The sequence below is a fragment of the Pseudomonas sp. nanlin1 genome (assembly GCF_045571515.1).
GTDB lineage: Bacteria > Pseudomonadota > Gammaproteobacteria > Pseudomonadales > Pseudomonadaceae > Aquipseudomonas.
The window spans coordinates 1,836,862-1,858,623 of the sequence record NZ_CP124218.1 but is presented as its reverse complement, the minus strand read 5'-3'; the positions used below and the strand labels follow the sequence as shown (position 1 = coordinate 1,858,623).

Sequence of the window (21,762 nt, the reverse complement as noted above, 5' to 3'; positions counted from 1 at the left end):
GATTAGTATACAAAAGTGTAAAGACAAGACCGAACCGTTCAACCGCCACCGCGAAGGTAAGCATACCGATGACACTGGATTCAGGCGCCACCATCGATCAAGGTTTCACTGAACGTCTTATCCAGGTGCGCGCATCTATCGAGCAGCGGCTGAACGAACTGCTGCCTGAGTGTGGCAATGAACGTGATCTGGTGGCCGTCGCCATGCGCGAATCCACCCTGGCGCCGGGCAAGCGCATGCGCCCTATTCTGCTCTTGCTCGCAGCTCAGGGGCTGGGCCACGATGGCCCGCAGGGGTTGGAGCTGGGCTGCGCGGTGGAAATGATCCATGCCGCCTCGCTGGTGCTCGACGACATGCCCTGCATGGACAACGCCGCGCTGCGCCGGGGGCGGCCTACGGTTCATCTGAAGTTCGGCGAGGACGTGGCGATCCTTACCGCCGTGGCGCTGTTGAGCCGCGCGTTCGGCGTGATCGCCTCGATTCAGGACCTGCCACCAGCCATCAGAACCCAATTGGTCGAAATCGCCGCCAATGCGGTCGGCATGCAGGGTCTGGTGCGCGGGCAATTCCAGGACCTGCGCGATGGGCAGCAAGCCCGTAGCCCGGAAGAAATCGCCATGACCAACAACCTCAAGACTGGCGCCCTGTTCGGCGCAATCATGGACATGGCCTGGCTGATCGGCAGCAGCGATGAAACCGTCAGGCCCGGCCTGCAAAACTTCGCCATGGAGCTGGGCCAGGCCTTTCAAATGTACGACGACCTGCGTGACAAGCATTTCGACGGCGACAAAGACACCGGCAAGGACCTCGGTAAGTCCACTTTCGTTTCGCTCTATGGCGAAGACAAAGTCAGGCAGCAGTTGCAGGTGCATCTCGGCAATGCCCAGGAATGCCTACGCCAGGTCTATGGCGACTCCCACCTCATCACCGGGTACATGAGAATGGTCTTCGACAAGGCTGCCCTCGCTGTATAAGTTATTGGTGAGGCTGCTTGGCAATGGCCTGCTTGAGTTGCTCGCCGTCGGTGAAACGCTGCTCCCTGACCACCGCCCCATCCTTTAGCGCCAGCCACTGCACGGTCTCACGATCGCCGCCATACTGGCCGGCGACCCTGCCCTCGCGGTCCAGCAAAATCCGATACTTGGCCGAGCGCATGGCAGGCACGGCCACTAGCTTGATCAAAGACGGCATCTTCTCGATATCGGCTACGTAAAGCACGTTGCGCGCTTCCAGATAGCCCTCTGGCGCATCGTCGATAGCGGCATTGACCAGCTTCGCAGCGGCCATACTGCGGGCCACCAACAGCACTTGGGCATCGTTGTCGAGGGTATAGGGCTTGTCGTTCTGATCGAGCAGTGTCCATTTGGCCACAGGCGGTGTGGCAGGGTCGGCCAAGGCACTGAGGCTGGACAACAAAGCGAGCAGAAGAATCGATCGACGCATTATGCAAAGCCCTTAGTCGGCGAAAGTCTACCGGCAGCCTAGCTGCGTAGTCAGGTCAAGCAGGCTGGCCGTTGCGAGCAGCCGGAGGGGGTAATGTCCCCTGCAGGAATCGAACCTGCATCTAACCCTTAGGAGGGGCTTGTTCTATCCGTTGAACTAAGAGGACACCATCTGTCGCTGAAGGCAGGCGCAGGCTTAGACGACCTGCCACCGACCGAACGGCGAGCATGTTAACGAGCGATAGATAATTTGTCATGCCAATCGGGGAATTTTATTTGTAGGACAGTCGTACACGACCTATAAATAAATTTGAACTTTTTGGGATTTGGCTAGAGCGCCTCTGGGCCGGGGCCTACGAGGCGTCATGCAATTTGCAATGCGCCGGATCGGGCTTATTGCAATATGCACGTAGCAATACCCGGATCCAATAGCTAAGCCCTTGATTCTAAAGGGTTAGATGCTGCGATAAAGGCTGGCACGGCTAATGCTATATCAATATCACCGAAACACGGCCTGGCGGCCCATGACCTGCGGAGACCTTACCCATGAACAGTGCACTCTACCTTCTGAATGCTTTGGCTTTGGTTGCCCTGGTTTCGTTCCATTTTTATGACCAAGACCAACGCAGCGCTGAAGTCCAGGTGGCAACAGAGCAGCTCGTGGCCCGCCCCGTCGCCCGCTTGGCCGTTATGAACAGCCAGAATGTGCAAACGTCAACCCGCGTATCGGTCGAACAAGGTCTCGTAGCACCTCAGATGCAAATGCGCACTGAACGTTTTACTTTCTGAGTCACCTGGAGCTGATCATGTCGTTGTCATCTGCCGTGTTTTTAGTCATGTCCCTGCTCAGCCTGGCGGGTGCTTTGTTCCTACCTTTGGAAGCCAATGCAGCCAGCGCTACCCTCGGCGTAATGGGCCTGGCCTTCTGGTGCCTGTTCATCATTGCGCTGGTCCGTGGGCGTCGGTTCAAATTCGACCCGCTGTTGCGCTGATTCCATAGTTGGCCAGCAACTGCAGCAACGCCTCTAGCGTGCGTTCCAGGGCATCGGAATTGTCCAGAACCTCGATTATCACCCCCGCCATTTGTACACTGGCGTCATCCGACGCAAAGCCTGCATTACGCGCCAAGCGTTGATCGATGTCTGCGCTGCTTTCGCGCCCACGGGCGACCAGCCGCCGACGCAGCGCTGCGTCGTCGACCCGCAATACGATGGGCAGTAAGTCAGGGTAGCGGCTCAACGCCTGGGGCAGATAGGCCCTGGACCCGTTCACTAGCACATGCCCTCCGGCCGCCAACGTAGCATCGATGCTGGCAGGAATACCGTATCGCAGGCCATTGGCCTGCCAATGCATGGCAAAATCCCCGCGCGCCTGGCGCTCGGCGAAGATCTGTGAGCTGACGCCGTCTGCTTCTTCTCCAACCGCTTCGGCCGATCGCGTGATCACTCGGCGCACCGTTGTCACGCCTAGCGCCTTTAGCGCCCCCCTGGCGGCCTCGATCAAGCTGTCCTTGCCTGAACCCGAAGGCCCCATGAGATAGACCAATCTACCGGACAATCGCTACCCTCCGTCCAATAAAGCTTACAAGTGACTAAATTGCCACTATGCTTGAATGCAGTGGATGTCAGGAAGCATCCCGCCTGGAAAACGTGACCCCTTGGCGCTAAATGGGTTCCGGTTGGCAATATCCGCAAGGGCTTGAAGATAGAAGTTTTCAAACCAGCGCACATTTCGGATAATCACTACTGGCAATTAGCCTCTATCCGGTTCAATATTTGTCACAGAATTGGCGCCAAGGAATTGGCTGCGGTGAGGCATGATAGGCGCCTCATCAACAATTCTGGTTGAACATTTAGCCCGTATTGCTGTCGTATTGACATCCTGCGGCTAATCCCGAGAACCGCTTCCCTGAACTAACCGGTCAAATATATGCGCCCAATGAAACAGGCTATTTACTCCAGCCGAACGGCTGACAAGTTCGTCGTACGTCTTCCCGATGGGATGCGTGAGCGTATTGCCGAGGTAGCTCGTAATCATCACCGCAGCATGAACTCCGAAATCATCGCACGCCTTGAACAGAGCCTCATTCAAGAAGGCGCGCTAGGTGAAGAACTGAGCATGCGACTGGACAGCCCAGAGCTGTCGCTGAATGAGCGCGAACTTCTGCAACGTTTCCGTCAACTCACCCACCGTCAGCAAAACGCCCTGGTGGCGCTGATCGCTCACGATGTGGAGATGGCAGCCGACGCCTCATAAACCCCTTTCAAACGAAGCGGGGGCAAGCCCCCTCGCCACAACCCGTGGCGAGGGGGCTTGCCCCCGATCTTTTTCACGACCCACTACATCAAGAATACAGTCGCCAGCCCCAAGAAGATAAAGAACCCACCGCTGTCCGTGACCGCCGTGATCATCACACTGGCACCCATCGCCGGGTCACGCCCCAGCTTGGCCAGCGTCATGGGAATCAACACCCCCATCAGCGCAGCCAGAAGCAGGTTCAAAGTCATAGCGGTGGTCATAACGATGCCCAGTGACCAGCTACCGTAAAGCAGGTAGGCCACCACTCCAATCACCCCGCCCCAGACCACGCCGTTGATCAACGACACTGCCAGCTCTTTGCGCATCAAACGCTTGGTGTTGCCAGGGCTGACCTGATCGAGGGCCATGGCGCGCACGATCATGGTAATGGTCTGGTTACCCGAGTTGCCGCCGATACCTGCAACGATGGGCATCAGGGCGGCCAAAGCCACCAGCTTCTCGATGGAGCCTTCGAACACGCCGATCACCCGCGACGCCATGAACGCGGTAATCAGGTTGATCGCCAGCCAGGACCAGCGGTTGCGCAGTGAGCGCCAGACCGAGGCGAAGATGTCTTCTTCTTCGCGCAGACCGGCGGTACGCAGCACTTCGCTTTCGCTCTCTTCACGAATCAGGTCGACCATCTCATCGATGGTCAGGCGGCCGATCAGCTTGCCGTGCTTGTCGACCACAGGGGCCGAGATCAAGTCGTAGCGTTCGAACGCCTGAGCCGCCTCGTAGGCGTCCTCGTCAGGGTGAAAGCTGACCGGATCGTTGGCCATGATATCGGCCACGCGTTTTTCCGGATCATTGACCAGCAACCGCTTGATCGGCAACACGCCGCGCAGGATGCCTTCGTAATCGATCACGAACAGCTTGTCGGTATGGCCCGGCAGGTCTTTGAGCCGGCGCAGGTAACGCAGGACCACTTCCAGGCTGACGTCTTCGCGGATGGTCACCATCTCGAAGTCCATCAGTGCGCCGACCTGCTCTTCGTCGTAGCTCAGCGCGGAGCGCACTCGCTCACGCTGCTGGGCATCGAGGGTCTCCATGAGCTCATGGACCACATCGCGGGGCAGCTCGGAGGCCAAGTCAGCCAGTTCGTCGGCGTCCATCTCCTTGGCCGCCGCGAGGATCTCGTGGTCTTCCATGTCGGCGAGCAGGGTTTCACGCACCGAGTCGGACACTTCGAGAAGAATATCGCCATCGCGCTCGACCTTGACCAGTTGCCAGATCGTCAGGCGATCTTCCAGAGGCAGGGCTTCGAGGATGTGTGCAACGTCGGCCGAGTGAAGGTCGTCAAGCTTGCGCTGCAACTCCACCAGGTTCTGCCGATGCACCAGGCTTTCCACACGGTCGTGGTGCGGACCTTCCTGACGGTGGGTCAGGTTTTCGATCACGCGCTGACGCTGCAGCAGCTCGACCACTTGGGCGAGACGGTCCTGCAAGCTTTCTTGAGTTTTTTTGGCTTCTACTTCAGTCATAGGCGAACTCCACTCCCAGCAGTGGCGCACGCCAGGAGATCAATCAGTCAGGTCTTGATTGGGGTAAGGCAATGTTGAATTACTACTGGGTAAGTCCATGGAGGTATTCCAAAGCCCCGGCGGGGCTGACGGGCGCAATCATACACAAATTGACACCGAGGGTAGGTAAAAAATCTGGCAAGAACAAAAGCTTGCAACAAGTTGTTCAAAGGCTAGCCAAGAGGCCCAGGCGCGCACTCAATTTGTCATAAAAGCAGCGTAGAGCGCCTTGCAGGGGCGGCTAAGCTGAAATGGCCAAAAAGGTCGAGGGCCTTCGCTCTTGACCCGCCCCAATTGGTCACGGAGGACCACCATGCAGACTCGTTGGCTGTACATACTTTGCCTCGCCACTGCCCCAACCAGGGCCGAGCCCAAGATTCAACGCTGTACCACGCCAGACGGCCACGTGACGTTCACTCAGCTGGGCTGCGCTACAGATGCGCACAGCAGCAGCCAGCGACTTGCTAGCCCCGCCCACGCCCCCGCCGACAAAGCCAGCCCCCGGGCAAAAGCACGCACCCGCAGTCAACGCTCGAACAACTTGACCATTGTCGGCCCAGAGGCAAAAGCCAGCGCCCCGCCCGCCCGCCGCGAGGCAAAGCCCAAGCGGTTGTTCAATTGGGACAAGCGGAAATTCATAGGAACGCAGAAAAGCAAAAAGCCCGCATAAGATGCGGGCTTTTCGGAAGGTGGTGCACTCGACAGGATTCGAACCTGTGACCGCTCGGTTCGTAGCCGAGTACTCTATCCAGCTGAGCTACGAGTGCACAATTGGCAATTGATAAACCAGATCACCGCTGGCTGTAGCAAAAGCCCCTATCATTGCTGAAACAGGCTTCTTAAATGGTGCACTCGACAGGATTCGAACCTGTGACCGCTCGGTTCGTAGCCGAGTACTCTATCCAGCTGAGCTACGAGTGCATTTGTTGCCGCGCATTATAGGTCGTGAAATTCTTTTGTGAAGCGCTTTTTCTAGTAATTTCAAACACTTACCGATCAAGCCTGAATTTTACGCACTAAATAAATAATGGCGGAGAAGGGGGGATTCGAACCCCCGACACCCTTTTGAGGTGTACTCCCTTAGCAGGGGAGCGCCTTCGGCCACTCGGCCACCTCTCCGCAACACGGGGCGTATATTAACCACCTTTCTCCCCGTTTGCAAACCTAAAAATCGATAAAAATTAAAGGCTTGGTTCTTCGTCCTTCTCTTTCTTGATCCGCAGGTAGATTTCCTCACGGTGCACAGCCACTTCCTTGGGTGCATTTACCCCAATTCGCACTTGATTACCTTTCACGCCGAGCACGGTTACAGTGATTTCACCATCACCGATCACCAGGCTCTCTGCGCACCGACGAGTCAGAATCAGCATACCTTTCTCCTCACGCATTTCATTTCAGGGACAACACAGTCTGCAAACAATGGCCTCGCCATCAGCTCGAACCGAACCTTTTGATCAGCCGCAAAGCAATTAACATCCATTAGCGACTGAGCAAAAAACAAAGGCGCGGACAAGCCGCGCCTTCTGCTGAAGCCTCACTCACTCTGTCGCGCAGCGTCGAGCTCGAAGGCTGTGTGCAAAGCGCGCACGGCCAACTCCAGGTATTTCTCTTCGATGACCACCGACACCTTGATTTCGGAGGTGGAGATCATCTGGATGTTGATGCCTTCATTGGCCAACGACTCGAACATGCGGCTCGCCACGCCCGCATGGGAGCGCATACCAACGCCCACGATCGACACCTTGCCGATCTTGGTGTCGCCCACCACTTCCCGTGCGCCGATTTCGCTGGCGGTCTGTTCAAGCACCTGCATGGCTGCCAGGTAGTCATTGCGGTGTACGGTAAAGGTGAAGTCCGTGGTTTTATCGTGGGAAACGTTCTGCACGATCATGTCGACTTCAATATTGGCGGCACTGATAGGGCCGAGAATTTTGAAGGCCACCCCAGGGATATCCGGTACGCCACGGATGGTCAGCTTGGCTTCATCGTGGTTGAAAGCGATGCCAGAAATGATCGGCTGTTCCATGGATTCCTCTTCATCAATAGTAATGAGGGTGCCCGGCCCCTCTTTGAAACTGTGCAGTACGCGCAATGGCACACTGTATTTACCGGCGAACTCCACCGCTCGAATCTGCAGCACCTTGGAACCCAGGCTGGCCATTTCGAGCATTTCTTCGAAGGTGATCTTGTCCAGCCGCTTGGCCTGGGAGACCACCCGTGGGTCGGTGGTATAGACGCCGTCGACATCGGTGTAGATCTGACACTCATCGGCTTTGAGCGCCGCCGCCAGGGCGACGCCCGTGGTGTCGGAGCCACCGCGGCCGAGGGTAGTGATATTGCCGCTCTCGTCCACACCCTGGAAACCTGCCACCACCACTACCCGCCCGGCCTTGAGGTCGGAGCGGATCTTCTGGTCGTCGATCTGCAGAATGCGCGCTTTATTGTGTGCGCTGTCGGTGAGGATGCGTACCTGATTACCTGTGTAGGACACCGCCGGGACACCGCGCTTCATCAAGGCCATGGCCAACAGGGCAATGGTCACTTGCTCGCCGGTGGACACAATAACGTCCAGCTCGCGCGGCACCGGCTGCTCATTGATCTGTTTAGCCAGGGCAATCAAGCGATTGGTTTCACCGCTCATGGCGGACAGCACGACAACGAGATCGTGGCCGGCGTCACGGAATTTTTTGACCTTATCGGCCACCTGTTCGATGCGTTCGACGCTGCCGACGGAGGTACCGCCGAATTTTTGTACGATCAAAGCCATTTCAAAGCCGCCTCAGCCCGTGAAGGGCGCCCATTAAACAGTTAAACGGTACAAAGCCAAAGCCCCTTGTGCGCAAAGGGCTTGGCCACAATGGATCAGAGGCCCTGCTCGACGAATGGCACCGCCAGCGCCAAGGCAGAATCCAGTGCGCTGGCATCGACGCCACCGCCCTGGGCCATGTCCGGGCGCCCGCCGCCTTTGCCGCCGACCGCCGCAGCGGCCTGCTTCATCAGGTCGCCAGCCTTGACCCGGGCGCTCAGGGCCTTGGTGACACCTGCCACCAGCACGACTTTGTCTTCGTGTACGCCGCCCAGCAGGATCACAGCCTCGCCCAGCTTGTTTTTCAGTTGGTCGACCAACGCCAATAATGCCTTGCCGTCCTGGCCGTCGACACGTGCGGCCAATACCTTGGTGCCCTTGACCTCGACCGCAGCCGCCGACAAGTCATCGCCCGCGGCGCTGGCGGCCTTGGCCTGCAACTGCTCCAGTTGTTTTTCCAGCAAGCGGTTGCGCTCCAGAACCGCACCGAGCTTATCGAGCAGATTGTCGCGGCTGCCCTTCACCAGTTGGGCGGCCTCTTTGAGCTGCTCTTCGGCTTGGTTCAACCAGGCCAGCGCCGTGGCGCCGGTGATCGCTTCGATACGCCGTACACCCGAGGCCACACCGCCTTCGCTGGTGATCTTGAACACGCCGATATCGCCGGTGCGCTTAGCATGGATACCGCCGCACAGCTCGACAGAAAAATCGCCGCCCATGGTCAATACCCGCACCCGGTCACCGTACTTCTCGCCGAACAGCGCCATGGCGCCTTTTTGCTTGGCGGTTTCGATGTCCATTTCTTCGGTCTGCACCGGCGTATTCTTACGCACATGCTCGTTGACCAAATCTTCAAGGGCCTTGATTTGCTCAGGCTTGATCGACTCAAAGTGGCTGAAGTCAAAACGCAAGCGCTGGCTGTCGACCAAAGAGCCCTTCTGCTGCACGTGTTCACCGAGCACCTGGCGCAGGGCGGCATGCAGCAAATGCGTGGCCGAGTGGTTCAGCGCCGTGGCCTGTTGCAAGCTGTCATCGACCTGAGCCGTGAGCGTGGCGCCTTTACGCAAGTCGCCCAATACCACCACACCGTGGTGCAGGAACGCGCCGCCGGTCTTGGTGGTGTCACGCACGTCGAAGCGTGCGTTGTTGCTCTGCAGATAACCGCGATCGCCTACCTGACCACCGGATTCGCCGTAAAACGGCGTGCGATCGAGGATCACCACGCCCTGCTCGCCTTCGTGCAATTGCTCGACCGCCGCGCCGTCCTTATACAAAGCGACCACCTGGGCGTCGCCCACGTGGTCGGTGTAACCGAGGAATTCAGTGGGGACATCGACCTTGATCAAGGCGTTGTAATCCAGGCCAAAGGAGCTGGCGGAACGCGCGCGCTCGCGCTGGGCGTTCATTTCACGCTCGAAACCCGCTTCGTCGAGGGTCAGTTCGCGCTCACGGGCGATGTCGCCCGTCAGGTCCATAGGGAAGCCGTAGGTGTCGTACAGTTTGAAGATGACGTCACCGGGCACCACGCTACCCTTCAATTCAGCCAGGTCTTGCTCGAGGATCTTCAGGCCCTGCTCCAGGGTCTTGGCGAACTGTTCTTCTTCACCCTTGAGCACGCGCTCGATGTGCGCCTGCTGGTTTTTCAGCTCTGGGAAGGCATCGCCCATTTCGGCCACCAGGGCCGCCACGATCTGGTAGAAAAAGCTGCCATTGGCGCCCAGTTTGTTGCCGTGGCGGCAGGCCCGGCGAATGATGCGCCGCAGCACGTAGCCGCGGCCTTCGTTGGAGGGCAGCACGCCGTCGGCAATCAGGAAGCCGCAAGAGCGAATATGGTCAGCCACTACCTTCAACGAGGCCTGGCCTTCGTAGGTGCAGCCGATGGCCTTGGCCGATGCGGCGAGCAGGCTTTGGAACAGGTCGATCTCGTAGTTGGAGTTGACGTGCTGCAATACCGCGCTGACCCGCTCCAGGCCCATACCGGTGTCGACCGAAGGCGCGGGCAGCGGGTGCAAGACACCGTCGGCGGTACGGTTGAACTGCATGAAAACGTTGTTCCAGATCTCGATGTAGCGATCGCCGTCTTCTTCCGGGGAGCCCGGTGGGCCGCCCCAAATCTCGGCACCGTGGTCGTAGAAGATTTCGGTGCAGGGGCCGCAAGGGCCGGTATCGCCCATGGTCCAGAAGTTGTCCGAGGCGTATGGCGCGCCTTTGTTGTCACCGATGCGGACCATGCGCTCGGCAGGCACGCCGATGGTTTTGGTCCAGATGTCGTAGGCCTCGTCGTCGCTGGCGTACACCGTGACCCAGAGTTTGTCTTTAGGCAGGCCCAGCCACTGTTCGGACGTCAAGAACTCCCACGCGTAGGTAATAGCGTCGCGCTTGAAATAATCGCCAAAGCTGAAGTTGCCGAGCATTTCGAAAAAGGTGTGGTGGCGTGCGGTGTAACCCACGTTCTCCAGGTCGTTGTGCTTGCCGCCGGCGCGTACGCACTTCTGGCTGCTGACCGCGCGGGTGTAGGCGCGTTTTTCCTGGCCCAGGAAGCAGTCCTTGAACTGGTTCATCCCCGCGTTAGTGAACAGCAGGGTGGGGTCGTTGCCCGGTATCAGCGAGCTGGAGGCGACGCGGGTGTGGCCTTGCTCTTCGAAGAAGCGAAGGAAGGCTTCACGGATTTCTGCGCTTTTCATAGGATCTTCCACGGAGACTGCAACCGGAGGCAAGTGCAAAAGCAACTCGCAAAGGGCCGCATTATATAGGCCCTGGGGCCGCGGTACAGTGTGTTTGTACGATACAGACGATCAATTGGACGGCCCGCAGCGCGATTTACCGGCAAATTCAGCGAATACCTCAACCGTGCGCTCGACATCGGCCCGCGACACGTCCAAGTGGGTCACCAGGCGCATGCGGGGTGCGGCGGTGACCTTGACGTCGCGCTCGGCGGCAAACGCAGCGAACGCCCCGGCCTGCTCGCCCAAGGCCACGTAGACCATATTGGTCTGTACTGGCTCCACGGCATATCCGGCCTTGGCCAGGCCCTCAGCGAGATAGGCCGCATGGGCGTGGTCATCGGCCAGGCGCTGCACGTGGTGTTCCAGCGCATACAGACCGGCGGCGGCCAGGCTACCGGCTTGGCGCATACCGCCGCCCAACATCTTACGCAGGCGCCGTGCCTTGCCAATCAACGGCATCGACCCGCATAGCACGGAACCCACGGGCGCCCCCAGCCCTTTGGAGAGACAGATCGAAACCGAATCGAAATGCCGGGTAATGTCGGCCGCCGGCACGCCTAGCTTGACCGCGGCGTTGTAAAGGCGCGCGCCGTCCAGATGCAAGGCCAGGCCATGGGCCGAGCAAACTTTGCGAGCACGCGCCAGATAATCCAGTGCCAGCACTTTACCCTGCATGGTGTTCTCGAGGGCCAGTAAGCGGGTACGAGCAAAGTGGAAGTCGTCGGGCTTGATCGTCGCCACCACGTGGTCTAGGTCTAGGGAACCGTCAGCTTGCAACTCCAACGGTTGTGGCTGGATCGAACCCAACACCGCTGCGCCTCCGCCCTCATACTTGTAGGTGTGGGATTGCTGGCCAACGATGTATTCATCGCCGCGCTCACAATGCGCCATCAACGCCAGCAGGTTACTCATGGTGCCACTGGGTACGAACAAGCCTGCGGCAAAGCCAAGGCGGCTGGCCAGTTCGGCCTCCAGGCGACTGACGGTCGGGTCTTCCCCGTAGACATCGTCCCCGGTCTGGGCCACGGCCATGGCGGCGCGCATGCCAGGGGTCGGCTGGGTAACCGTGTCGCTGCGTAAATCGATGACGCTCATAAGGAAGCCCTTGTTCAATCCATCCATTTTTGCCACAAGGCATTACTGCGGTCTGCCCCCAGCATATTCAAGAGTCTGATGCTTGAAAAGGCTCCGCCCACACCGCCTCGGCGGCCAAGACCCTATGCAAGGCTGGTTCGATTATGATAAAAAAACGCGTTGCCCCCCATTGGGCAACGACGTTCTCAGGGCGGGGTGCAATTCCCCACCGGCGGTAATGGCACTAGCCTAGCCCGCGAGCGCCTGAAGCTCGGCAACGCGCTTCAGGGTCAGCAGACCCGGTTTGATTCCGGGGCCGACGGTATAGTCCGGATGAAGAGAGAGCGGGATTGGCACCCAAGGGCCGTGGCCTTCTACGCTTGCGTAGGCACACGTACCCCTGAATCCCATTCGATCCAACTGCCCTGTTTCTCACACAAACAGGAGTCAACGTAGATGCAACCCACAGCCATTGACAGCAAGGCCCACGCCAACGAGCGCGTCGCCTTCATCCAAGCCTGTTGGCACAAAGATATTGTCGACCAGAGCCGTCTCGGTTTTATCGAAGAAATGGCCCTGCTGGGCTACCAGGCCAGCGATATCGACTTCTATGAAGTCGGCGGGGCCTATGAAATCCCGCTGCATGCCAAATTGCTCGCCAAGACCGGCCGTTATGCCGGCATCGTCGGCGCGGCACTTGTGGTAGATGGCGGTATATATCGCCACGAGTTCGTCGCGCAAACGGTGGTGAGTGCCTTGATGCAGGTCCAGCTGGAAACGGAAGTACCGGTCTTCTCGGTCGTGCTCACGCCGCACCACTTCCACGACGGCGAGCAGCACCACGACTACTTCTTCAAGCACTTCGTACACAAGGGCGCCGAAGCTGCGCGCACCTGTGCCGACACACTGCAGAAGGTCCGCGCGCTGCGCCGTATGGCGAGCCCGCAACGGGTTGCCGTTTAAGCCCTTCCAGGCTCGGGCCCGCGCCCGAGCCGCTATACCTGCTGCGGGACAATCAGAATGCCCGCACGCAGGCCATTGGCGACGTTGGGGTTGGGAAAAATAATCCTCGCGCCCTGCTCTTCCACTATCCAGCGCTTGCCGCCCTCGTCTTCGGCCAGTAAATAACCGGCCTCCAACTCCGAAAAATTTTCCACATCGTCAGGCAGATTCAGGCGAAACGCCGCGCTGTGCTTGATGATTTCCCGCGACACACGGAACACTTCCAGGCCTTGCAAGGCGTCAGCCGCTGGCGCGACCTCACGGCCTTCGATCAATTGTTCCAGAACGTCCTGCAGGCGGCTTAAGTCGACCTGGGCGTTTTGCCCGAACGGGCGCGCCTTGCCCAACTCCAGGGTAAATGCCTCAGCACCCAGACGCTCGTAGGTGTAAGCGCTGAACGTGATCGAGGCTTTGTTTTGCAACAACACTGCCCGCATACCCGCAGCGCTCAGCCGGGCCAGCTCTTGGCTACTGGGCTCACGCCCGGCCTGCCAGGGGTGCAAGGCGAACTGCTCGATTTTCGAGCCGCGGATAGCCGTATGCAGGTCGTAGTGCAGCCGCGTACGGCCCGGCTCGCTAAAGAAGTTAGCTGCCAAACGCTCCAGCTCACAGGCGCGAAAAGCTTCGGCCCCGCTGGACATCTCATGGCGACCATTGAACAGCCGGTTGACGTCCTGCTCCAAGTAACGCTCGCCGCGGCGGATGGCAGCCGGGTTACCGAACAGCAACAGCAACCGCGCGCGGGGCTTGAGTTGCCCCCGGGCGATCTGATGGATCAGTTCGTCCAGTAGCTCGATCGGCGCAGTTTCGTTGCCATGGATGCCTGCCGATAACAGCAGATCCATGCCGGTGTCCTGCGCCTGCGGCGGCCTCACTTCCATGGCACCCTCGCCTAGCCAGCGCAGGCGCACGCCGCCGGTGGTCATCTGGGTTTTCTCCGCCGGCTCACGGCCAGCCAGGGTCAGTTCGAGCAGTTTACCGAGAGCGAGCATAGGCGCAGTCCTATGTGAGCGGCGGGATCAATGTTTGCAGTCAGGGCCGTGAACGTGTTCGTCGCCCTCTTCCACGCCCGCATCGGCAGGCTCCATTTCCAGTTGCAGGCTGACCAGATTGGTTGCCAGGGGACGCAACAGTAGGTTGGCGTATTCCGCGTCGTCTTCTTCGACATCGACGCCGATCAGCAACTGGCCACGGCCATCCTGCTGAATCCAGACTTCCTTGCCTTGCCAAATCACCGCAAAACGGGTGCAGGACGTTTCCAGCTGAGTGCCATCGGTGTCTTCCAGGATGAGTTGCAGGGCATCGGCCATGATCATTACTCTCGTCTATGTAGAAAAAGGGGGTTTAGAGTTGAAACGGATAGACCGAGCCCAACTTGAGTATCTGGCTCAGTTCATCCAGCGCGGTACGGCATTCGACCAACAGTTGGGGGTCGGCCACGTCGTGCTCATCGAGCCGATCTCGGTAGTGGCGGTCCACCCACTGAGTCAGGGTTTCATACAACTGCGCGGTCATAATAACGCCTGGGTTGACCGCCGCCAGTTCGGCTTCGTTGAGCGCTACGCGTAAACGCAGGCAGGCGGGGCCACCACCGTTCTGCATGCTCTGCTTGAGGTTGAACACTTTGACCTGGGCCACGGGTCCAGCCTGGTCAAGCAAACCTTGCAGGTAGTCCCACACCTTGGGGTTGGCGCGGCACTCCTCTGGCACCACCAGCAGCATGGAGCCATCTGGGCGCGACAGTAACTGGCTGTTGAACAGGTAGGAGCGCACGGCATCGTCCACCGACAATTGGTCGCGGGTCACGGTAATGGCCTGAAAGCGCCCACCCCGGGCCGCCAGCTTGCTGTCTAATTGTTCGAGCACCCCGGCGCTGTCGAGAAACGCCTCTTCATGGTGAAACAGCAACTCGCCATTGCCCACGGCAATCACATCGTTGTGGAATACGCCTTGGTCGATTACAGCCGGGTTTTGCTGAGCGAAGACTACGCCCGCGGCGTCCAGGCCGTGCAAGCGGGCCACCGCCTGGGAGGCCTCTAAGGTCTGCCGTGCGGGGTACGTTTGGGGTGCTGGATAGCGAGGGTCGAACGCGCTGCGGCCATACACGAAGAACTCCACGCCGGGCTCGCCGTAGGCTCGGCAGAAGCGCGTATGGTTGGCGGCCCCCTCGTCACCGAACTGGGCCACCGCCGGCAACGCCGCGTGATGGGCGAAATGCTCGGGGTCGCTGAACATCGCCGCCAGCAACCGGCTGGTGGTGGGGTGTTCGATGCTGCGGTGAAATTTGCAGTTGAGGTTGGCTGCCGTAAAGTGCACACGGCCATCGGCGGTATCGGCGCTGGGGCTGACAGTGGCCGCGTTGGCGACCCACATGCTGGAGGCGGAACAACTGGCCATCAGCAGAGGCATGGCGTCTCGGGCAGCGCGGGCGATGATCTGCGCATCGCTGCCGGTGAACCCCAGGGCGCGCAGGGCGCCGATGTCGGGCCGCTCCTGGGGTGCCAGGACGCCTTGCGCAAAGCCCATTTCCATCAGCGCCTTCATCTTCGCCAAGCCTTGGCGGGCCGCTTCCCGTGGGTTGGAGCCCTGCTGGCTATTGCTCTGGGACGCTACATTGCCATAGGACAAGCCGCCGTAGTTATGGGTCGGCCCGACCAGGCCGTCAAAATTCACTTCATAGGACTGCATCGGCTTGGCTCCTCGAATCGCATTACTTTTCAGGCCCTACGTTACAGCGTGACGCCTGGCGACAGGCCAGCCGGCAAGCTGAGCCGGGGTGTTTCCAGCGACGCCACCGGGTAGGCGCAATAATCGGCCGCATAGTAGGCGCTGGCCCGGTGGTTGCCGGAGGCGCCAACGCCACCGAACGGCGCGCTGCTGGCGGCACCGGTCAAGGGTTTGTTCCAATTGACGATGCCGGCCCGGCTGTGCAGCCAGAACTGTTGATAACGCGCCTCGGAGTCAGACAACAAACCGGCTGCCAAGCCATAGCGGGTGGCGTTGGCCTCGGCGATCGCCGCCGCGAAATCCGCGTAGCGGACCACTTGCAGCAGTGGCCCGAACAGCTCTTCATCGGGCCGTTGGGCAACGCCGCTGACATCCATAATGCCCGGGCTCAACAGCGCGCTATCGGGCCGCACCTGGGCCATGGCGAGCAAGCTCAGCGCCCCGTTGGCCTGCAATTGGGCCTGGGCGTCGAGCAGTGCCTGGGCCGCCGCCAGGGAAATTACCGCCCCCATGAACGGTGCCGGTTGCGCATCGAAGGCCCCCACTTGCAGATTAGCGCTGACGTGCACCAGGCGGCTCAATAGGCGATCGCCCCAGGGCCCGCGGGGCACCAGCAAGCGGCGGGCACAGGTACAGCGCTGCCCCGCCGAGATAAAGGCCGACTGAATGATGGTATAGACGGCCGCGTCGAGGTCTTCGACTTCGTCGACCACCAGCGCGTTGTTGCCACCCATTTCCAGGGCGAGGATTTTCTGCGGCTGACCGGCGAACTGCCGGTGCAGGCTATTGCCAGTGGCACTGGAGCCGGTGAAAAACAGCCCATCGAGCCCATCATGGGCCGCCAATGCCATACCGGTGGCACGCCCACCCTGGAGTAGGCTCAACACGCCACTGGGCAGCCCCGCCTCGATCCAGCACTGCAGGGTCAGCTCAGCCACCTTGGGCGCCAGCTCGCTGGGTTTGAACAGCACGCAGTTGCCCGCCAGCAGTGCCGGCACTATGTGCCCATTGGGCAGATGGCCTGGAAAGTTATAAGGCCCGAACACTGCCACAACGCCATGGGGCTTGTGCCTCAGCACGGCACTGGCATCGCCCAGGGGCGCGCTTTTTTCGCCAGTACGCTCCTGATAGCTCTGCAGCGAGATCGCGACCTTGTTGACCATACTGGCCACCTCGGTCGCCGCCTCCCATAACGGCTTGCCGGTTTCTTCGCCAATGCAATAGGCCAGCGCGTCCGCCTTGCGTTTGAGGACGGCAGCGAAGGCTTCGAGCACGCTGATGCGCTCGGCCAAGGTGCGCGACGCCCAACCCGGGAATGCCGCACGGGCCGCCACGACGGCCTGATCTACCTGCGCGGCATCGGCACCCTTGCCTTGCCACACCACTTGCTGGCTCGCGGGGTTGCGCGAGTTGAACGCGTCGCCTTGGCCCGCCTGCCATTGGCCCCCTACATACAATGAAGTCATTTCTTCACCTCGCGCACCGTCTGCCCGGCCAGGGGCACGGCGCGCACCTGGTCGCCCACGCTCAGGCGCAAGCGCCGCGCAGTCAGCGGGTCCACCACCAGTGTTCCGGCCGCCAAGCGCGCCGGAGCTGCGGTGATGCGGCAGTCTTCACGCTTGCGGTTGTGGATCAGGTAGGCCGGCGCATCGTCGCCAGGGGTGCCAATGGCCAGAATCAGCGCCTGGCTGTCGTGCACGGCACGAATCTTCAGGGTTTCACACTCGATGGCCGGGCCCGCATCGAAGATGTCGACATAGCCCTGGTAGCTGAAGCCTTCGGCCTTGAGCATGGTCAGTGCCGGCTCAGTGGCCGGGTGTACCCTGCCGATCACGGCGCGGGCGGCCTCGGACAGAAAGCAGGCATACAGCGGAAACTTGGGCATCAGTTCAGCGATAAATGCCCGGTTGCCCACGCCCGTCAGGTAATCGGCCTGGCTGAACTCCATCTTGAAAAAGTGCCGCCCCAGGCTCTCCCAGAAGGGTGACCGGCCCTGGTCGTCGGACATGCCGCGCATTTCCGCGATGATCTTTTGCCCGAACAGCTCGGGAAACTCGGCGATGAACAGCAAGCGCGCCTTGGCCAACAGGCGCCCATTGAGCCCACCGCGGTGTTCGCTGCGCAAAAACAGCGAGCACAGTTCAGAGTTACCGGTCAGGTCGTTGGCCAGAAACAACGTAGGAATTTCACGGTAGATTTTCAACTCGCGCGAGGCACTGACGGTCAGGCCCACGCGGTAGTTGTACCAAGGCTCACGCTGCCCCACGGCCCCGGCGATTGCGGAGATGCCTACCACTTCGCCGGCGTCGTTTTCCAGCACGAACAGGTAATCGGTGTCGCCGCGCTCGGCCTCACCCCGAAAGGTTTTTTCAGCCCAGGCCACCCGGTGCGCCAGCCGCTCTTCGTTGGCAGGCAAAGTAGTCAGCCCGGGGCCGGTGCTGCGCGCCAACTCGATCAGCGCTGGCAGGTCGCTGCTGCGTACGGGACGAACGATCATGCTTTCTCCTCGAGCGAGCACCCCATAGGGCCCGCAGAATCCGACCTGTGGATAACAGGTATCAAACAGCGACCAGGCGCACGCTGGCGCCGTCACTCACACCCAGCGCCTGGGCGGCCTCCGGGCTGAGGCTGACGGGTTGGCCAGGCACCCAGTCGAGCTCCAGCAGCACCGCGCGGTATTCCTGCAATTGCGCGTTGGCCACCAGATACTGGCGGCTGTGGGGCGCATGCTGGGCACTGTCGAGCGCAGCCAGTTTGACCGGCGCTACGCGGCTCTGGGCAATGGAGCGGATGCTGGAAACCGGCGCATGCAGGGTCGGCCCGCCGTCGAAAATATCGATGTAGTGATCAGTCTCGAAGCCTTCGCGCATCAGGATGTCGAACGTCACCTGCGCCCGGGGGTGCACCTGGCCCATGGCCTCTTGCGCAGCGTCGGGCAACAGGGGCACGTAGATGGGATAGTGCGGCATCAGTTCGGCGAGAAAAGTACGGCTCTTGAGCCCGCAAATACGTTCAGCCTCGGCATAGTTGAGGTCGAAGAAATTGCGCCCGATAGCGTCCCAGAACGGTGAGTCTCCCTGCTCGTCGCTGTAGCCGACGATTTCAGTGACCACCGAATCCGCGAACCGCTCGGGGTGGCTGGCCATGAACAACAGGCGTGCGCGCGAGTTGAGTTCGGCCCACGGCCCGCCCACCAGCTCGGGCACCACATAAAAACTGGTTAACAGGCTGTTGCCGGTCAAGTCGTGACATTGCGACAGCACGTGGATCTTGTTGTGAATCTTCAGTTCTCGGGACGCGTGGACAAACGTCTCGTTGCGAAAACTGTAAAAGGGTTCGGAATAGCCCGCCGACGCGACAATTGCCGAACAGCCGACCAAGCGCCGGGTGGCGACTTCTTCCAGCACGAAAAAGTAGCTCTCTTCGCCGTTGAAGCTGACTTCAGCGGCGAACGAAGCCTGCGACACGGAAATCTTGTCGCGTAGCCGCTCGCTGTCATCGGGCAATGAAGTGACCCCGATGGGGCTGTCTGCCGCTAGACGCTGCACTTCGACCAGGTCGGCCATTCGCGCGGGGCGCATTACCAGCATGGGGTCACTCCTTGGTAAAAGAACGGTAACAGCGGCTCACCCCGTATAGCCTAGGGTGAGCCGGGTATCAGCCCTTGGCCAACTGTGCGACAGCGCGCTCGAAGCGATCCAGGCCTTCGTCGATATCAGCGTTGTCGATCACCAGGCTGGGGGCGAAGCGCACCACGTCGGGCCCGGCTTGCAGAATCATCAGGTCGTGTTGCTCGGCGGCGTTGAAGAAGTCCTTGGCGCGGCCCTTCCAGGCTTCGGCCAGGACGCAGCCGATCAGTAAGCCGAGGCCACGCACTTCACTGAACACCCCGTACTGCTCGCCAATCTGCTGCAAGCGGGTTTTGAAGCGCTGATGGCGCTCCTTCACCCCTTGCAGGACGGCTGGCGTGTTGACCACGTCCACCACGGCTTCCGCCACCGCGCACGCCAGTGGGTTGCCGCCGTAGGTGGTGCCGTGGGTGCCGACGGAAAAATGGCTGGCCAGGGCGTCGGTGGTCAACATCGCGCCAATGGGAAAGCCCCCGCCCAGGCTCTTGGCGCTGGAAAGGATGTCGGGCACGACGCCGTAGTGCATGTAGGCGAACAGCTCGCCACTGCGGCCAAGGCCGCTCTGCACTTCGTCGAACACCAGCAATGCATCGAATTGGTCACACAGGGCTCGGGCGCCTTCGAGGTAGGCACGATCGGCCGGCAAGACACCACCTTCGCCTTGGATAGGCTCCAGCACCACGGCGCAGGTCTTCTCGGAGATGGCCGCCTTCAGCGCTTCCAGGTCGTTGTAGGGCACATGGCTGATGCCGGTGATCTTGGGCCCAAAGCCGTCGGAATACTTGGGCTGCCCGCCGACGCTGACCGTGAATAGGGTGCGTCCGTGAAAACTGTTGGTGGCTGCGATGATCTCGTATTTTTCCGCGCCGAAGCGGTCGTGGGCAACCCGCCGAGCTAGTTTGAACGCTGCTTCGTTGGCTTCGGCGCCGGAGTTGCAGAAGAACACCCGGTCGGCAAAGGTGGCATCGACCAACTTGTGCGCCAGGCGCAGGGTCGGCTCGTTGGTGAATACGTTGGACACATGCCAGACCTTGTTCGCCTGGTCGGTGAGGGCCTGCACCAACACTGGGTGAGCGTGGCCCAGCACGTTCACCGCGATACCACCGGAGAAGTCGATCAACTCTCGGCCAGCTTGGTCCCATACCCGGGACCCGGCGCCTCGCACCGGGATAAACGCCGCCGGTGCGTAGTTAGGTACCATCACCTGGTCGAAATCGGCGCGTTGCACCACAGCTTGCTCAACGGACATCGGAGTCTCCTGAAGAGGAACGCCCAGCCATAAACCGGCGGGCGATGGAAGAATTGTAAGGACACCACGGCCGCTGGCCTTGCCGCCAAGCGACAACTTGTTACAGCGCCAAACCGCTAATTTCCGGGGTTTTCATCAATGCGACAAATTGCGTCGCAAAGGCGCAGTTTAAACGGTTGCACGCCATTGCGGTAAGACCCAGCACTAGCCGCGCTCGGCAGGCACCGACGATAGCTCGAACGGGCTGCTGTTGCGCCGCTGGTTGCGGTCTTCGCGGGGGGTGGCGCCGAAAAAATTGCGGTAAGCGCTGGAGAAATGCGGCCCCGAGGAGAAGCCACAGGACAGGCCGATCTGGATGATCGACTTGCTGGTCTGCATCAGCATTTGTCGGGCCTTGTTCAGGCGCAGCTCCAGGTAATACTGGCTCGGTACGCGGTTCAAATATTGCTTGAAGATCCGCTCCAGTTGCCGCCGCGATACGCACACATGTTGGGCGATTTCATCGGTGGTCAGGGGCTCTTCAATGTTGGCTTCCATCAGCAACACCGCCTGGGTGAGCTTCGGATGACTGGAGCCCAGGCGGTTCTGCAGCGGGATACGCTGGCGCTCACCCCCTTCGCGGATGCGCTCGACCACCAATTCTTCGGACACCGCACCGGCCAACTCCGCGCCGTGATCGCGGGCCAGCACCGCCAGCATCAGGTCGAGCACCGACAGCCCTCCACAGGCAGTCATGCGGTCGCGGTCCCAGTCGAATAGGTGGCTGGTGGCGATCACCTTGGGGAAGCGCTCGGCGAAGTCGTCCTGCCAACGCCAGTGCACCGCGGCGCGGTAACCGTCGAGCAAGCCAAGTTGGGCCAGCGGATACACCCCCGCCGATAGCCCGCCAATCAGGCAACCGCTGCGCACCAGTTGCTTGAGCGCTGTGGCCAACGCCGGATGGGGCGGCAGTGGTGGCTCGTCGGCCAGCAGAAAGAGCTTGTGGCAATGTTCCAGACGCCCCTGCCAGGCCTCGCCGGGCAACCGCCAGGCACCCTCGGTGGGCGCTTGCGCCTCAAGAAAGACCAACTCGTAAGCGACGTCTGGGTGCACCCGTTGGGCGACAGACAGGGCTTCCTCGGCCAGCGCCAGGGTCAAGGCGCGCGTGCTGGGCCAATACAGAAAGCCGATTCGTTGAGCTGTCATCAAGTGCGGTCCGAAACCTTTGGGGTAGCGCGTGCCTGGGGCACCGGGTCAGGCTGCCAGGGCAAGCGATTAACGGGTGGCGAAGCATGCCCTGTTATGCCGTG

The 21,762-nt window shown here is 60.4% G+C and carries 20 protein-coding genes, 4 tRNA genes and 1 riboswitch; of the genes, 5 read left to right on the top strand and 19 right to left on the bottom strand.

Going from position 1 to position 21,762, the window contains the following annotated elements; genetic code table 11:
- Positions 1-68: 68 nt before the first annotated feature.
- Positions 69-974, top strand: a complete 906-nt coding sequence (locus tag QCL65_RS08735; protein ID WP_407315810.1) for a polyprenyl synthetase family protein — start codon at positions 69-71, stop codon at positions 972-974.
- A gap of 1 nt (position 975) precedes the next feature.
- Here QCL65_RS08735 and QCL65_RS08730 read toward each other — a convergent pair whose 3' ends face one another.
- Entirely contained in the window at positions 976-1,443 is a 468-nt protein-coding gene (locus QCL65_RS08730; RefSeq protein WP_407315809.1) for a hypothetical protein, read from the bottom strand.
- A 94-nt stretch (positions 1,444-1,537) separates the two neighbouring features.
- Positions 1,538-1,609: transfer RNA gene (locus tag QCL65_RS08725), tRNA-Arg, on the bottom strand.
- Positions 1,610-1,988: 379 nt separating this feature from the next.
- Between QCL65_RS08725 and QCL65_RS08720 the strand changes: the two genes are divergently transcribed.
- Together QCL65_RS08720 and QCL65_RS08715 are read left to right on the top strand one after the other, a co-directional pair.
- Positions 1,989-2,231 (top strand): hypothetical protein, encoded by a 243-nt coding sequence (locus QCL65_RS08720; protein WP_407315808.1) that lies wholly within the window; start codon positions 1,989-1,991, stop codon positions 2,229-2,231.
- A gap of 17 nt (positions 2,232-2,248) precedes the next feature.
- Positions 2,249-2,434 (top strand): PA3371 family protein, encoded by a 186-nt coding sequence (locus tag QCL65_RS08715; protein WP_407315807.1) that lies wholly within the window; start codon positions 2,249-2,251, stop codon positions 2,432-2,434.
- Here the strand turns inward: QCL65_RS08715 and phnN are convergent.
- Positions 2,409-2,999 carry a phosphonate metabolism protein/1,5-bisphosphokinase (PRPP-forming) PhnN gene (phnN, locus tag QCL65_RS08710; RefSeq protein WP_407315806.1) on the bottom strand — a complete coding sequence of 197 codons (591 nt, stop codon included), beginning with the start codon at positions 2,997-2,999 and terminating at the stop codon, positions 2,409-2,411. The two genes, QCL65_RS08715 and phnN, sit on opposite strands and share 26 nt — an antisense overlap.
- Before the next feature lie 372 nt (positions 3,000-3,371).
- Here phnN and QCL65_RS08705 point away from each other — a divergent pair, with 372 nt between their 5' ends.
- Positions 3,372-3,698 (top strand): Arc family DNA-binding protein, encoded by a 327-nt coding sequence (locus tag QCL65_RS08705; RefSeq protein ID WP_407315805.1) that lies wholly within the window; start codon positions 3,372-3,374, stop codon positions 3,696-3,698.
- Between the two features lie 83 nt (positions 3,699-3,781).
- Here the strand turns inward: QCL65_RS08705 and mgtE are convergent, their stop codons facing one another.
- From mgtE to ltaE, 8 genes are all read right to left on the bottom strand, one after another.
- Complete coding sequence (gene mgtE / locus QCL65_RS08700; RefSeq protein WP_407315804.1) at positions 3,782-5,224, bottom strand: magnesium transporter; 1,443 nt, start codon at positions 5,222-5,224, stop codon at positions 3,782-3,784.
- 729 nt (positions 5,225-5,953) lie between these two features.
- A tRNA-Arg gene (locus QCL65_RS08695) sits at positions 5,954-6,030 on the bottom strand.
- Positions 6,031-6,107: 77 nt separating this feature from the next.
- A tRNA-Arg gene (locus tag QCL65_RS08690) sits at positions 6,108-6,184 on the bottom strand.
- A gap of 107 nt (positions 6,185-6,291) precedes the next feature.
- Positions 6,292-6,382 (bottom strand) — tRNA-Ser (locus QCL65_RS08685).
- A 62-nt stretch (positions 6,383-6,444) separates the two neighbouring features.
- A complete protein-coding gene (csrA, locus tag QCL65_RS08680) occupies positions 6,445-6,633 on the bottom strand; it encodes a carbon storage regulator CsrA (protein WP_407315803.1) in 189 nt (62 codons plus the stop codon).
- A gap of 164 nt (positions 6,634-6,797) precedes the next feature.
- On the bottom strand, positions 6,798-8,030 hold the full coding sequence (locus QCL65_RS08675) for an aspartate kinase (RefSeq protein WP_407315802.1): 1,233 nt from the start codon (positions 8,028-8,030) through the stop codon (positions 6,798-6,800).
- A 95-nt stretch (positions 8,031-8,125) separates the two neighbouring features.
- Positions 8,126-10,750 (bottom strand): alanine--tRNA ligase, encoded by a 2,625-nt coding sequence (gene alaS, locus QCL65_RS08670; RefSeq protein WP_407315800.1) that lies wholly within the window; start codon positions 10,748-10,750, stop codon positions 8,126-8,128.
- A 111-nt stretch (positions 10,751-10,861) separates the two neighbouring features.
- Positions 10,862-11,887: a low-specificity L-threonine aldolase gene (gene ltaE / locus QCL65_RS08665; protein ID WP_407315799.1), complete on the bottom strand. Its 1,026-nt coding sequence runs from the start codon at positions 11,885-11,887 to the stop codon at positions 10,862-10,864.
- 177 nt (positions 11,888-12,064) lie between these two features.
- Positions 12,065-12,216: riboswitch (FMN riboswitch) on the top strand.
- A gap of 106 nt (positions 12,217-12,322) precedes the next feature.
- On the opposite strand from ltaE, the gene QCL65_RS08660 reads away from it, so the two are divergent.
- A complete protein-coding gene (locus tag QCL65_RS08660; RefSeq protein ID WP_407315798.1) occupies positions 12,323-12,829 on the top strand; it encodes a 6,7-dimethyl-8-ribityllumazine synthase in 507 nt (168 codons plus the stop codon).
- A 32-nt stretch (positions 12,830-12,861) separates the two neighbouring features.
- Here QCL65_RS08660 and astE read toward each other — a convergent pair whose 3' ends face one another.
- The 8 genes from astE to argR form a co-directional block, all read right to left on the bottom strand.
- A complete protein-coding gene (gene astE / locus QCL65_RS08655) occupies positions 12,862-13,860 on the bottom strand; it encodes a succinylglutamate desuccinylase (protein ID WP_407315797.1) in 999 nt (332 codons plus the stop codon).
- Positions 13,861-13,887: 27 nt separating this feature from the next.
- Positions 13,888-14,178 carry a topoisomerase II gene (locus QCL65_RS08650; RefSeq protein WP_407315796.1) on the bottom strand — a complete coding sequence of 97 codons (291 nt, stop codon included), beginning with the start codon at positions 14,176-14,178 and terminating at the stop codon, positions 13,888-13,890.
- A gap of 34 nt (positions 14,179-14,212) precedes the next feature.
- The gene (astB, locus tag QCL65_RS08645) at positions 14,213-15,556 is read right to left on the bottom strand and encodes an N-succinylarginine dihydrolase (RefSeq protein WP_407315795.1); all 1,344 of its coding nucleotides are present in this window, start codon (positions 15,554-15,556) and stop codon (positions 14,213-14,215) included.
- A gap of 41 nt (positions 15,557-15,597) precedes the next feature.
- A complete protein-coding gene (gene astD, locus QCL65_RS08640; protein ID WP_407315794.1) occupies positions 15,598-17,061 on the bottom strand; it encodes a succinylglutamate-semialdehyde dehydrogenase in 1,464 nt (487 codons plus the stop codon).
- Positions 17,058-18,092 (bottom strand): arginine N-succinyltransferase, encoded by a 1,035-nt coding sequence (gene astA / locus QCL65_RS08635; RefSeq protein WP_407315793.1) that lies wholly within the window; start codon positions 18,090-18,092, stop codon positions 17,058-17,060. The genes astD and astA overlap by 4 nt, the downstream gene beginning before the upstream one ends.
- A 61-nt stretch (positions 18,093-18,153) precedes the next feature.
- Positions 18,154-19,185: an arginine/ornithine succinyltransferase subunit alpha gene (gene aruF, locus QCL65_RS08630; RefSeq protein ID WP_407315792.1), complete on the bottom strand. Its 1,032-nt coding sequence runs from the start codon at positions 19,183-19,185 to the stop codon at positions 18,154-18,156.
- A 67-nt stretch (positions 19,186-19,252) separates the two neighbouring features.
- Positions 19,253-20,473 carry an aspartate aminotransferase family protein gene (locus QCL65_RS08625; protein ID WP_407315791.1) on the bottom strand — a complete coding sequence of 407 codons (1,221 nt, stop codon included), beginning with the start codon at positions 20,471-20,473 and terminating at the stop codon, positions 19,253-19,255.
- Between the two features lie 204 nt (positions 20,474-20,677).
- Positions 20,678-21,658, bottom strand: coding sequence for a transcriptional regulator ArgR (gene argR / locus QCL65_RS08620; protein WP_407315790.1), 981 nt, complete (start codon positions 21,656-21,658; stop codon positions 20,678-20,680).
- Positions 21,659-21,762 lie beyond the last annotated feature (104 nt).